The 13,922-nt window shown below is 62.4% G+C and carries 7 protein-coding genes and 1 tRNA gene; 2 read left to right on the forward strand and 6 right to left on the reverse strand.

Annotated elements, in window-relative coordinates:
• Window positions 1–56: 56 nt before the first annotated feature.
• Window positions 57–5,564: a DEAD/DEAH box helicase gene (locus HMPREF2845_RS07295; protein WP_070634322.1), complete on the reverse strand. Its 5,508-nt coding sequence runs from the start codon at window positions 5,562–5,564 to the stop codon at window positions 57–59.
• Window positions 5,565–5,711: 147 nt separating this feature from the next.
• Between HMPREF2845_RS07295 and HMPREF2845_RS07300 the strand changes: the two genes are divergently transcribed.
• Entirely contained in the window at window positions 5,712–6,299 is a 588-nt protein-coding gene (locus tag HMPREF2845_RS07300) for a malonic semialdehyde reductase (RefSeq protein ID WP_070634324.1), read from the forward strand.
• 157 nt (window positions 6,300–6,456) lie between these two features.
• On the opposite strand, the gene HMPREF2845_RS07305 is transcribed toward HMPREF2845_RS07300, so the two are convergent.
• From HMPREF2845_RS07305 to HMPREF2845_RS07325, 5 genes are all read right to left on the reverse strand, one after another.
• Window positions 6,457–7,401: a DUF4232 domain-containing protein gene (locus tag HMPREF2845_RS07305; RefSeq protein WP_070634325.1), complete on the reverse strand. Its 945-nt coding sequence runs from the start codon at window positions 7,399–7,401 to the stop codon at window positions 6,457–6,459.
• Window positions 7,402–7,403: 2 nt separating this feature from the next.
• A complete protein-coding gene (locus tag HMPREF2845_RS07310) occupies window positions 7,404–7,724 on the reverse strand; it encodes a 2Fe-2S iron-sulfur cluster-binding protein (protein WP_005509285.1) in 321 nt (106 codons plus the stop codon).
• 279 nt (window positions 7,725–8,003) lie between these two features.
• Window positions 8,004–9,257 (reverse strand): cell wall biosynthesis glycosyltransferase, encoded by a 1,254-nt coding sequence (locus HMPREF2845_RS07315; RefSeq protein ID WP_070615651.1) that lies wholly within the window; start codon window positions 9,255–9,257, stop codon window positions 8,004–8,006.
• Window positions 9,257–10,852, reverse strand: coding sequence for a DNA repair protein (locus HMPREF2845_RS07320; RefSeq protein ID WP_070634327.1), 1,596 nt, complete (start codon window positions 10,850–10,852; stop codon window positions 9,257–9,259). The genes HMPREF2845_RS07315 and HMPREF2845_RS07320 overlap by 1 nt, the downstream gene beginning before the upstream one ends.
• Window positions 10,853–11,254: 402 nt before the next feature.
• Window positions 11,255–11,330: transfer RNA gene (locus HMPREF2845_RS07325), tRNA-Arg, on the reverse strand.
• A 500-nt stretch (window positions 11,331–11,830) separates the two neighbouring features.
• Here HMPREF2845_RS07325 and HMPREF2845_RS07330 point away from each other — a divergent pair.
• Window positions 11,831–13,681: a phosphoenolpyruvate carboxykinase (GTP) gene (locus tag HMPREF2845_RS07330; protein WP_070634329.1), complete on the forward strand. Its 1,851-nt coding sequence runs from the start codon at window positions 11,831–11,833 to the stop codon at window positions 13,679–13,681.
• The last annotated feature ends 241 nt before the right edge of the window (window positions 13,682–13,922 follow it).

A 13,922-nucleotide genomic window follows, 5' to 3' on the forward strand; every position in this document is an offset into this window, starting at 1 on the left:
CAGGTTGAGGTTAAAGGAATTATTTAATCTGAGGTTGAGCTTTAGGTTGTGCTTGGCTAAATGGCACGGCGCAGCGACAACCCCCGGACCGTCGCGTAGAAACCCTGCATCTGCAGTGCCGCACGCAGTGCCTCCACAGGGTGCTCCGTAACTTCGCCAGTGGCTGCGCCCTGTGCGGATGTGTTCAGCGTGTGGGTGCCCAAAAGCTCCACATCGTTGACCTTCTCCACCGAAATCTTCTCCGCACCACCGGCAGACACCAGGCGCGCCAGGGCGGGGGCAGCCGCCTCCAGAAGCACCGGGTCGGTGGTAAACGCCAGCAGAGTCTTCGCGCCGCGCTCCACGTACAGCACCGGGGCGCCGTCCACCAGCACCACGCAGGCGCCCGCCTTACGCGCCGGGCGGTGCTTCACCGTGCCCGCACCCTCGTGAGCAAAGGAGGGAATTGCGGGCCAGCTCAACGCCGCACCGTACGGGTTCGCCGGATCCGTCGCCGCCAACAGGGTCACCGTGAATGTGCCGTACACCTGCTCGGTATCGGTACGCTGCGGGGTGTAGGCGCTCGCACCAAAACCCTGTGTTGCACCAAAACCCTGTGGACCTGCGGGAACACTGAGGCTATCAGCGGTAGAACGTAGCAGGTCCACCGTCGCGGGGGCGGCAAACTGCGCCGCGCCCAAACCCTCAATAAAGTAGCCGCGACGCACCAGCGCACGATCCTCAGCCGCCGAATAGATCCGGTACAGCTGCGAGAACCCGCCGACAGAATCCTCCACCTGCAGACACCCGCGAGTCAGTACACCGTAGCGGTCCAGCAGCAGGTCGGCGCGTGCGAGCGCCGCAACGGTCGCCTCCACCGGCTCCTGCAGGAGCGTGTCCACGCGGGAGAAACGGCCGCTATCCTGCGGGGCAACGGCGGGAGCGGCGGCATGGAGCCCGCCGCGCAGGGAATGACCGCGCAGGGAACGCAGACCGCGCCCGGCGGCAGGCGCAGAGTAGCTGCCGGAACTATAACCGTCAGTGCCGTAGCCGCCCGCCATGGCGTTACCCATGGAGGCGCGCGCCGCCGCAATACGACCCGCACCGCGGCGACCCACCCGCGACAGGCGCGCGGGAGCCGCCGGCGTCGGATGCGCACTGCGGACGCCCGCAAGCATCGCCCGAACCGGCGCGAAACTATCGTTCGTCACCGCGCCAGACCACACCAGGCGCCACAGCGCCGCCGAAACCTCCGCCGCATCCGGGAAAGTCACCACCTGACCGGCGGGCGCAGCCGCACTCATCAGCTGCGTCACCCGCTCACGCAGCGCCGGCACGAACAGACCGCCGTGAGCCAGAGCCTCATAGATGGCGTGCTCCAGCGTGCCAGGAGTCTGTAGCGCCTCCCAAAGCTCGGGGTTCTCCGCGCGCACCAGCTGCTCCGGGTAGTCCTCGCCCAGGGTCAGCGAAGAACTCTCGCTCAAATGCAGGCGAATCCAGCCGTCAGACTTCTGTGCGCTACCGCCGCCGAGCTGACCGGCGCCGGTGAAGAACACCCTGCCGCTGGCCATGAGCTCGTCCAGCATGTGCGGCTGGTAGCCGGGCACGCGCGCCGGAAGAATCAGCGTCTCCAGCGCGGAAGCCGGTACGCGCACACCCGCCAGCTGGTCGATGGCGGTGAGCAAATCCTCCGTGGCGGAGGTGGAGTCCTGGCTCGCATGGGTGGTGCCGTTTTCTGCCGTCGGATTGAATGATGCCGAGCCGAGGGGTGCCACCCTCTCGCCCACCACTGTGGCGGCGCGGCGGGAGGGTATGAACGCACCGTAGGCGCTCGCCTCCGGCAGGGTCTGCGCAATCCGCACGGATAAAGAACGAACGTTCTGCCACGAAGGCAGGAAAACGCCGTAGACCTGCACCGATACCGGCTCAATCTCCTCACGCAGCGCCGCCAGAGAACGGGCACGAATCGTGCGCAAAACCTGAGTATCCACCCACTCAACACCGACCGCCCCGGAGGCGCGCAGCACCTCGGGCAGGAACTCGCCAGAGCTTAGGCGGCGCTGCTGCTGAAGACGCTGCAACACCGGGGTCAGCACGCCCACACCCACCGGGGTCAGGCGCGAAAAATGCTCCGCCGCCTGCTGCGCCGTGAAGGGAATATGGGTGCGCGCATAGCGAGAAACCAGGTCCTCTAAAGGCTCCGCGACCGACTCCAAAAGGGCAGCAGGAAGCGCCGCGGCGGGCATAATGCCCAGTCCATCGCGCAGGCGCGCGGCATCCTCAACCGCCGCATAGTACAGTTGCGGCTCGGTGGAACCATCGGCAGCTCCCATGAATGAGAACGCGCGGCGCGAGCGCACCAGCTGCTCCGCCAGTTCGCGCGCCTGCTCCACGCTGGCGTGCGCGCCGTACTCCTCGCCGTACTCCTCGCCGTAGTTTTCAGAATCCTCATGCTCAATGCCGGGCGCCTCAGTCGGCGGGTTGTCAGAGCGCAAACGCAGGCTCAACTCCCGCGCGCTCAACGGGCCCAGCTGACGCAGCAAATCCGCCACACCCTCCACACCGCAGGCGCGGTAACGCTCACCGGTGCGTTGCAGGCGTTGCTGAGTCTGCACTAGCACCGCCGGATCCAGCAGGTCACGCAGACCGCTCGAACCCAGCAACTCAGCAAGCAGCGCCGGGTCCAGCGAGAGCGCGGCGGCGCGGCGTTCGGCGGCGGGCGCATCGCCGTCGTAGAGATGCTCGGCAACGTACTCAAAGAGCAGAGTGCGCGCAAAAGGCGAAGGCTCGTTCGTCTCAACCTCCAGCATGGACACCGCCCGAGACTGCAGTGAACGGTGCACCTGAACCAGCGCCGGAACATCGTACACATCCTGCAGACACTCGCGCGCCGTCTCCAAAAGCACCGGAAAATCAGGGTACTTACGCGCCACATCCAGCAGCTGCGCCGCACGCTGACGCTGCTGCCACAGCGGGGTGCGCTTACCCGGATCACGGCGCGGTAACAGCAGGGCGCGCGCCGCATTCTCACGGAACCGAGACGCAAAAAGCGCAGAATCGCCCACGCGTTCGGTGACAATCGCCTCCAGCTCGTCCGGGTCGAAGAGGAACAGGTCAGCGCCGGGAGGCACATCCTCCATGGCGGGCAGACGGAGAATCAAGCCGTCATCGCTCGCCATGACGGAGGCGTCCACCCCGTACCGCTCCTCAATGCGGGCGCGCACCGCCAGCGCCCAGGGTGCGTGCACCCCGTAGCCCAGCGGCGAGTGCAAGACCACGCGCCAATCGCCCAGCTCATCGCGGTGCCGCTCCACAATCATGCGGGTGTCGGAGGGAACCGCACCGGTGGATTCGCGCTGCTCACGCAGGTAGGCGAGCAGATTATCGACCGCCCAGGTGTCCAGCCCGAGCTGTTCGAGCTGCTGGCGGGCGGCGGTGCTATCGGTGGCATCCAGGCTGGAGAGGGCGCGCGTGAACGCACCCGTCTGCACACCCAAGGCGTAGGGGCGGCCCATGCGGTCGCCGTGCCAGAAGGGCAGGCGCGCGGGCTGACCGGGCGCGGGGGAGACCCGCACCGCGTCGTGCGTAATTTCTTCAATGCGCCAGCTACTCGCGCCGAGGGTAATGACCTCGCCTGCGCGGGATTCGTACACCATTTCTTCGTCGAGCTCACCCACGCGCTTGGGGCCGCGCTCTTCATCGCTGCTAACCAGGTAGACGGGGAAGAGGCCGCGGTCGGGAATCGTGCCGCCGCTGGTGACGGCGAGGCGCTGCGCACCGGGACGACCCTCAATACTGCCGGAGGGAGCCTCCTCGGTGGGGGTGCGGTCCCAGATGATGCGCGGGCGCAGTTCGGCGAACTCGTCGGAGGGGTAGCGTCCGGCGAGCATCTCGAGCACGGAGTCGAAGAGGGCGCGCGGTAGCTCGGCGTAGGGGGCGCTGCGGCGTAGCGCTTCGTACCAGGAGTCCACGCTGATGGGGCCCAACGCGCAGGCGGCGACGGTCTGCTGTGCGAGCACGTCCAGGGGGTTGGTGGGGATAGCGAGCGGTTCGAGGGTTCCGCTGCGCATGCCGGCGAGGGTGACGGTTGCTCCGAGTAGGTCGCCGCGGTGCTTGGGGTAGAAGAATCCGCGCGAAATTTCGCCCACGCGGTGCCCGGCGCGACCCACGCGTTGCAGTGCGGAGGCGACCGAGGGCGGCGCCGCAACCTGAATGACAAGGTCCACGTGGCCCATGTCGATGCCCAGCTCCAGGGAGCTGGTGGCGACCACGCAGCGCAGGGTTCCGCCCTTGAGCGCCTCCTCGATGAGGGTGCGCTGCTCCTTGGACACGGAGCCATGGTGTGCGCGGGCGAGCGGCGGTACTTCGGCGATGTCGCAGATGCCTGCCGCGTAGTCTTCGGGGCTGATGGCTTGCTTCGCGAGGACGCGGCGCAGGTGAATATCGTTGAGTGCCGCAGTGAGCTTTTCTGCTAGTCCGCGCGAGTTAACGAAAACAATCGTAGAACGGTTGTTCTCAATATGGTCGACGATGCGCTCCTGTACGCGCGGCCAGATGGAGGTCTCGGGGCGCTCGCTATCGGCGGTTTCACGGAGTGATTCTTCCGGGATGGTGAGCGTATTTTTGGGTGCGGTGTTACCGTCAGCCTGAGTCGGGTACGCTTGGTCGGCTTCCTGCCCGGGGAATACGCCAATGGCATCTTCGAGCGTGTAGGGTGCGCTTGCCGGGATGCTTGCTGCACTAGAGATAGGCTGCGCCGCACTTACCGGCGAGCTCGTAGAAGCTGAGCCTCCGCCTCCCTGCATCTCTGAGGGCGCGTAGAGCCCCTGCCCGTAGTCGTTGGCGCCTCCGAGTGCCGCCATGTCGGGCACGGGTACGCTCAGACGCAGGTCCCATTCTTTGGCGACCGGGCGGCTCATGATGGTCACCGGCTGAACGCCGCCGAGGAACCGGGCGACCGCCTCCGGATTTTCGACGGTTGCCGAGAGGCCAATGCGCTGCGCGGGCTTCGTAAGGAGCGCGTCGAGGCGTTCGAGGGAGACCGCCAGGTGTGCGCCGCGTTTGGTGGCGGCGAGGTTGTGAATCTCGTCCACGATCACGGTGGTTACGCCCGCGAGGGTGTTGCGGGCGGCGCTGGTGAGCATGAGGTAGAGGGATTCGGGGGTGGTGATGAGAATGTCGGGCGGGTTGCTGATGAGTTGGCGGCGTTCGCGTGCGGGGGTGTCGCCGCTGCGCACGCCCACGCTGATGCTGGGTTCGCCCGTCTCGTTTCCGCTCAGGCGGGTGATTCCGGCGAGGGGTGCGCGCAGGTTGCGTTCGACGTCCGCGCCGAGTGCTTTAAGTGGCGAAATATAAAGGATGCGCGTACCGCCTGCGGTGCCGGCTTCGTGTTCGCGGTGGAGGGCGTCGAGTGCCCAGAGGAAGGCGGCGAGGGTTTTACCGGAGCCGGTGGGGGCGATGATGAGGGTGTTGTTGCCGTTGCGGATGCTCTCCCAGGCGCCTTCTTGGGCGGCGGTGGGCGCGCTGAAGGTGGCGCGGAACCAGTCGCGTACGGGGGCGGAGAAGTGGGAGAGTGCGTCGGTCATGTATCTATTATGGCGGGGTTTATGGTGTGCGCCTCTTGAATTGTTGGGGGCTGGGGGAGGAAGATGTGCTTGACAGGTTCCGAACAAGCCCGTAATATTTTACTTGTAAAGTAATTGGCTGAGAGAACAACACAAAGGAGCACCACCATGACCCGTCTGAACGACGAACAGCTCATCAACCTCTTCCACGAACCGCGCACCGTCTCCTCCTTCACCGAGGAGCCCGTCACCGACGAACAGCTGCGCCGCATCCAGGAGCTGACCTTCTACGGCCCCACCGCCTTCAACAGCCAGCCCCTGCGCATCACCTGGGTTAAGAGCCCCGAAGCACGCGAGCGCCTCGTTGCACACCTGGCTGACGGCAACAAGGCTAAGACCCAGGCGGCACCGGTCACCGCGATTCTCTCCGCAGACGCAAACTGGGTAGAGCACGCTGAGACCTTCAACCCCAACGCTGCCAGCTTCATCAAGGGCTTCTACACCACCGAGGAGCTTGCTACCCCCGCCGCTGAGCTGAGCGCTCACCTGCAGGCAGGCTACTTCATCACCGCAATCCGCGCCCTCGGCCTGGACGCTGGCCCCATGACCGGCGCAGACTTCGCCGGCATCAAGAAGGAATTCTTCGCGGATAACGCAGAGATCCCCTTCCTGATCGTCAACCTCGGTCACGGTGAGGCGCCCGCATACCCGCGCGGTGCACGCTTCAGCCACGATGAGGTTGCCCGCTCCCTCTAAGAGCGCGCGGCTACCGCATGGCTAAAGCTAAACCCTAGATTTAGGCTTAAAGATAGTTCAAGGGCGGTTCCCCATCACGGGGAACCGCCCTTGAACTATATGTGAACTATATGCGCACACAACGTGCCAGAGATGTTGTCACATCTGCAATGCCGCGTTAGCGGGCACCAAACTGACCCACCGACAGCTGCGGAACAGACGAGGAACACGCGGTCGTATCCAGCGGAACAATCACGCCACCGGAACCGGAGGGAAGGCCCACCAGGAAGCCCTGAACCGGTCGGCTACCGCAATCGTCACCGAAGCGAGCCGGGTACACCGAACGCAGCACCGCGGTGGTGCTATCGCCTGGTTTGAGGGTCACGCCCGCAGAGTTCATGTACTCAGCAGAGGCGGATGCCTCACGGCCGACCCAGGTTCCCGAAGAGCCCGCATGAACCACACGCGGGTAGCCGCGCAGGGTGCAAGAAGAATTCGAGGAGTTCTGGAAGTACAGCGTGTAGTTTCGGGCGCCGGGGGAGCCATCTCCAATGGACACCGAAATGTTCAGGTCGTCCAGATCGCACTGGCCGGGGCCTTCAGCAGTGTTGTTGGAGGAGTTCGAAGAACGATCCGAGGAATTCGACGAATTCGATGAGCTCGACGAACGTGAAGACTCCGAAGAATGGGAGGATCCGTTCGACGAATGAGAATCCGACTGTGAAGACGAGTTTGAGCTCTTCTGGGAATCCTGCTGAGAATCTGCAGAGTCGTCTGACTTGTTCTGCTCGGAACCCTCGTGGGAGGACCCAGAAGAGTGAGAGTCCGAGTTCTGCTTCGACTCGTGAGTCTCAGTATGGGAAGAAGACTCGGAGTGCTCAGAGGAAGAGCCGTGGTTCTCCGCATCGGGAGAGTTCACCACGGTAATAGAGCCCGGGGTCACCGAAGAGGTAGCCCCGTCGGAGGCTACTCGAATCGTGCCGGGCTTGACCGAAGCCGAAGCACTCGGCTGCGCCGAGGTGCCTTCAGCTTCCTGACCGGCCTGGGACGCGCCGCATCCGCTGAGCGCGAGCACGCCGCAGAGGAGGGTGGTTGATGCGAGTACCTGAGCCGATTTAAACATGATTACATCGCCGCCTGCATTTGGATTTCTGCTCCGTCCATACCGGGGGCGTACTCGACCTGGCAGCACAGGCGGGAGTACTCGTTGGCGACGTCATCGACCATGTCGAGCAGGTCCTGCTCAGCTTCGGTGCGCTCACCGGAAGCTTCGAAGTGCTCGGGGTCGATGAAGCCGTGGCAGGTAGCGCAGGATGCGTTACCACCGCAGGTTGCGAGGACCGGCACACCGTTAGCCTGGAGGGTTTCCAGGAGGGTGTGGTGGTCTTCCCACTGAATGTCGTAGTTTACGCCTGCTTCGTCAGTGACCTTAATCGTTACGCCCATGCGTTCTCCTTCTTCTGTAGTGATGCGTTTCTATTGTAGAGGTAGGGGCTGTTAATCACCGTACTTTGTGGCGCATCCCCAACCCTACCGTCACGCATATCACGGGAACGCATATTAATTTTTATGCTGAATAGCATGTATGTATTGCCCCCAGTCTACCGCGTATTGCCCTGACAATGCGGGATATCAGCGCCAACGAATACTGCCCCCAGATGCAAAGACATGCTGGGGGCAGTATAAAGAACCGGCACGCAGGGGCGCTTTAACGGTGACGAAGACCTACTTTGATTCCTTCTCCGCAGTCTTCTCGGTGTCCTGCTTTTCTGCGCTGTGGTTATCGGCGTTCTGGACGCTTCCTCCGGGGCCGCGCACAATACCGCGTACACTATCGCGCGGATCGGCGTAGCGCAGGTCGATACCGAAGGTATTGCGGATTTGGCGTGCCGAGTTCAGGTGCCAACGCTGCGAATCCGACGGAGTCACCGAGGTGACCGCCTTCTGACCCGGAGCCAGCTTCTCGTGGCGAATATCGTAGTGCTTACCGCCCATGGTGATGGTGAAGCCGTGCTCCTGCAACAGCTGCACGAACGCATCCACATCGTGCGGGATCTTGCGGCCGCGCTGCCTCTTTGTGCCGCTCATCCTCGGCTGCGACTCGAAGGGGTTGCGGCTGGGCGCGGTGCCGCGGCTAATACGGATTACCTGCTGGTCGGAGTGCGAGAACTCCACCTGGTAGCCGTTGAGCGAGTACACGGTGCGGCTACTGCCGGGAATCGGGCGGCGGTCCTCGGCCTCATCCAGGATGCGGGCAATGTACTCGCCGGTCAGGCCGAGCGCCTTCAGCTGTGCCTGAGCATCGGGGGAGAGCTGGTAGCCTCCAGCGAGAGCCTGCAGCGGGCGTAGCGCGAGAACTTCGGCGGTCAGGGGGTTGAGCACCACCTGGTAGCCTTCCTCTTCATGCGTGTAGAGGGTGACTTCGCGGCCGTAACGGTTCTCCTGCGCGCTTTCTTGAACCACCGTGCTTACAGGGGATTCGATGATGTCCAGCAGCAGCTCGTAGGTGAGCCCGTGGCGCATCATGTAATCCATGACGCCGGGGAGCACGCCGTAGATGCGGCGGCGCGGCGGCACGTCACCGTAGAATTCCTTCTCGATGCGCGCGGCAATACGCTGGTTCTCCAGCGGCACCTCGGTCAGCGGAATGAGGCGCTGATTGGAGGGGCGAATCTTGGCGCGTGCGGCGGCGGGCTTGGGCGCCTGACGGTATGCGTCCACGAGTGCCTGCTGCTGCTCCATGAATTCCTGGGCAATGAGCGGTAGGAGGGTGAAGTAGAGCTCTGCCGCTTCGGGCTTGAGCGCGCCGTTCTCATCGAGTAGGGAGGCGCCATCCTTGGAGAGCAAATCCCACGGCTTATCGCTTGCAGTGTTCTCTTCGGAGCCCTGCTCATCGCGGTAGCTATAGGCGGCGAGGGAGGCAAGCTCCTGCAGACGAACGTACACCTCGAGAGGAATAGTGATCTGCTTAGCGGACATTATTTCTCCTCCTCGGTGGTGTTTTCTGCCTGGGCTGCCTTATCTTCTGCCTGTTTCGCCAGGGTGTTGCTGAGCTCTTCGAGCTGTGCCTTGCGCAGGTTCTCCGCGTGCAGAACATGGAAATCCGGGGTCTTCGCCAGGGCAAGAACGGTCCGCTCATCGGGCGAAACCGCAATTTCCAGACCCTGCGCCGCGTAGATGCGGGTCCAGCCTTCAGCCATGCGCACGCTCTCGGGGCTGCTCAGCGCCTGAAGCATCAGGTCGAAAACGAACGGCGGGTTCTTCTTCAGGAAGGTCCGGGCGCGCTCGCTGAATTCGAGTTCCAGGGCGTTGAGCGAGTTGTATTCGCCCTGCGCCAGGGATGCCTGCGCCGCTTCGTTGTATTCGGCGTCGTATTCGTCAATGACCGTAATGACTTCTGCGGAGGCGGTGTTGACGTCCACCCGGTAATCGTCGTGGGTGAAGCGAATCGTCCAGTCGTTGAGTCGTTCTGCCGCGCCTTCACGCAGGATGGTGCGCACGAGCTCTTCGCTGATGTTTTCGCGTTCGAGGCGGGCGCGCAGGCTCGGGCGCAGGCGGTAGCTGCGTTCGCGGTCCTCTTCGCTGACGCCGCGAGGCGCGGTCGGTTCGGCGGCTACCGGCTGAGCCGCGGGCTCGCTGAGGGCCGCCGGAGCAGCGGGGACCGGGGCTGCGGGCTTCGGCGCGCTCGGCTTCGGGGTATTCGTCTCCGGAGCGGCGGGCGCACTCGGTAGGGACTGGCTGAGTACGGGCAACTCTTCAACAGGTGCCTGCTCGCTAGCTACTGCCGTATGGGTAGCTTCTGCGGCTTCGGCAGCCTGTTGGCGGGCACGCAGACCCTCCAGGTACTCTTCGATGCGCGGCGGGCGGTAGGTCAGCGTGGACTTGCGGAACATGCCGGGGGAGGGCGTACCGGGAGTAGGCGCTGCCGGCTTCGGTGCTGCGGGCTTGGGCGCTGCGGGAGCAACCGTGGCGGGCGTCGGTATAGGAGCCGTCTTTTCTGCTGTTGCCTCTGCGGGTGCTTCCACAGATGCTTCTTCCGGCACGCTGGGAGCAGGGCTGGGAGTCGGGGCGGGTGCCTGTGCCGCGCGGGCAGCAAAGAGTGCGGGGGAAGGCGCGGGCTTCGGGGCTACAGGCTTGGGCGCAACAGAGGCGCTCACTTCCGTGCCCTTAACTACTGCAGGTTCGGCGGGGCTAGTTGCAACCTCAGCCGTAGGCTCTACAGTATTTTCAGCTGACGGCTCTTGCAGCTCGCCCTGTTCCTCATCAACAGGCTCTTCCTCACCGCGACGCAGGGCTGCAACGAGTTCCTGACGTGAGGTATAAGGAATGATTTCCTCGGGAGAGTCGATATATCGGGGGAAGTTCTCGTAGAGAATCTTTGCCGCGGCCTCAAAGAGCTTCTCCGCGGTGGTGTTGGCGGCGGGTGCGCAGGGGCAGAGGAGCTCCTGGCGCTGTGCGTCATAGATGGACCAGTGGGCGCATCGTTCGGTGGGCGGGAAGTAATCGAGGGTTCCCAAATCAGCAATATCAATGAGCGCACCTATCAGGGACTGCGGAATGGATAGCTGTGCCATAGTGCTCCTTCGCGTTGTCTGCTCTCCAGCCTATGTGTGGAGGGTCCTTCTTTCCATCCTAGGCGTTTTTCGGCGGGTGTGCCCCGGAGCACGTCATCTGGGAGCGTAAATCTGCGGATTCACAGGTTGAGGCGCTTTTAGGCGCGGTTTTTGACACAGCGGGGACAGCGTCAGGTGGTGAAGCGTCCTTGCTGCACCTAGCTAGAGCCCGCAGTGTGTCGTACTGCAACATGTCGTACTGCAACATGTCGTACTGTGCGGTGGCTTGAGCTCTGCCCCGGGGCTTTTGGCAGAGCGTTTTCTGGGCGCGCTTTTTCCCCACACGCATCTTCCCGGGCGTGTCTTCCGGGTACGTCTTCTGGGCATACAAAAAATCCCCGGTTCCGAAGAACCGGGGATCGTTGGTGCGCCCGAAGGGATTCGAACCCCCAACCTTCTGATCCGTAGTCAGATGCTCTATCCGTTGAGCTACAGGCGCATGTTCCTCGCTTCGGATTTCTTCAACCCGTCGCGGCAACAGGTACTACTATACGGATGTCCTCAAGGGTGTGCAAGCCGAAAAACTCGAAATTGACCCAAAATCCCCTCCGAAAGACTCGATAATGCCCTGTTTTACCGCATGATTCCGGGGTTTTTCGTGTCGTAAAATTTTTTCAAAATATTTTCTCGGCACCCTAAAACCGGCACTGCAGGTCCCTGAAATCCCCCGGAGGATCCCGTCGTAAGCCCTAAAAATTCTTTACAGAAATCCTCTCGTATTCTAAGAATGTGATGCGCAGAACTTAAGAAATGGCGTTATAGAAAGCTCTATAGACCATTAATGCGTTATTCTGTAAGCATCACGAGGAAGTGGAGACTGTCCAAGCGTGCATATTCACCATTGTTTGCACGCTTGTAGTGTTTAACTGCTTCTTTGTTACCGCAGACCTATCCGGATCAATGTAGTATCCGGGCCACCGATTGAAGGGGAAAATGTCAATGGCTGACACCTCAACTCGTACTCTCTCTGCTGAGCTCGAAAAGGAGCTGCAGAGCGCACCCACTACCCACCAGGGCCTTCTGGACTGGGTTCGCGAAGTTGCGGCACTGACCCAGCCCGCACACATCTACTGGGTCGATGGCACCCAGGAAGAATACGACCGCCTCGCTCAGGAACTGGTCGACGCTGGCACCTTTGTTCGCCTCAGCGATCACGAATTCCCGAACTCTTACGCAGCTTTCTCCGATCCTGACGACGTTGCACGTGTCGAGGAGCGCACCTTCATCTGCTCCGAGACTGAAGAAGGCGCAGGCCCGACCAACAACTGGCGCGACCCCGTCGAAATGAAGCAGACCCTGACCGGTCTGTTCGAGGGCTCCATGCGCGGTCGTACCATGTACGTCATTCCCTTTGTCATGGGCTCCCTGAAGGCTAAGAACCCCAAGATTGCTGTTGAGCTCAGCGACTCCGCATACGTTGTCTGCTCCATGCGCATCATGGCAACCATCGGTAAGGACGTTCTTGCCAAGCTGAACGAGACCAACGGCTTCTTCGTCAAGGCTCTGCACAGTGTTGGTGCACCCCTGGAGCCCGGTCAGGAAGATGTTCCCTGGCCTTGCAATCCCGAGAAGTACATCGTCCAGTTCCCCGAGACCCGCGAAATCTGGTCCTTCGGCTCCGGTTACGGCGGTAACGCACTGCTCGGTAAGAAGTGCTACGCACTGCGTATCGCATCCGTTATCGGTCGCGACGAGGGCTGGATGGCAGAGCACATGCTCATCCTGAAGGTCACCAACCCCGAGGGCAAGGTTCGCTACATCTCCGCAGCGTTCCCCTCCGCATGTGGCAAGACCAACTTCGCAATGATGGAGCCCACCATTGACGGCTGGAAGGCTGAGATGGTCGGCGACGACATCGCATGGATCGAGTTCGACGAGAACCACCAGGCACGCGTGGTCAACCCCGAGGCTGGCCTGTTCGGCGTGGCACCGGGCACCGGTTACTCCACCAACCCGAACGCTATGAAGGCTATCGCCAAGGGCAACACCATCTTCACCAACGTTGCACTGACCGACGACGGCTCCGTCTGGTGGGAGGGTAAGACCGATGAGGCTCCCGAGCACCTGATTGACTGGACCGGTCAGGACTGGACCCCCGAGTCCGGCCGCCCGGCAGCTCACCCGAACTCCCGCTTCTGCACCCCCGCATCCCAGGTCGACATGCTCGCTCCCGAGTACTACGACCCCGAGGGTGTGCCGCTGAGCGCTATCGTTCTGGGCGGTCGCCGCAAGACCACCATCCCCCTGGTTTCCGAGTCCGAGAGCTGGGAGCAGGGCGTCTTCCGCGCAGTTACCCTCTCCTCCGAGACCACCGCGGCTGCTAAGGGCGCTGTCGGTGTGATTCGCCGCGACCCGATGGCAATGCTGCCCTTCATCGGCTACAACGCTGGTGATTACTTCAAGCACTGGCTGGACCTGGGCAAGAAGCACGGCGCTGAGAATATGCCGAAGGTCTACTACGTCAACTGGTTCCGCCGTACCCCCGACGGTGGCTTCGCATGGCCCGGCTTCGGCGAGAACTCTCGCGTTGTGAAGTGGATCTGCGACCGCCTCGACGGCAAGGCTGGCGGCCAGGAGACCTTCCTGGGCACCGTTCCCACCAAGGAAGACCTGGACCTGACCGGTCTGGAAATCTCCGAGGAAGAACTGAAGGCTGCTCTGGCTGTCTCGAAGGAAGAATGGGTTGCTGAGCTGCCCAGCATCGACGAGTGGCTCGAGAAGTTCGGCGACAAGCTGCCTGCTGAGGTTCGCGAACAGCGCGACGCTCTGGCGAAGGCTCTGGAGGGCTAAGACACTCCAGCTAATACCTAAGGTTTAGCGCATTGAAGGAGCGGAATCTCCCGATGAGATTCCGCTCCTTCCTTCTGCTTGGGGAAAATTTGAATCCCCGTCAGCTGGGGGGAATGATAAGTTTTCTCGCAAAGGTGTGAATGTAAGGCTATGCAGTCCACTTGCTCTTGAGAAATACTTTAAATCCCCGCCGGGGTGGTTGGGGCACAGAAGCAGCTGGTTATAATTTCTTGCCTCTCTT

This window comes from Rothia sp. HMSC065B04 (genome assembly GCF_001812285.1).
GTDB classification, from domain to species: Bacteria; Actinomycetota; Actinomycetes; order Actinomycetales; family Micrococcaceae; genus Rothia; species Rothia mucilaginosa.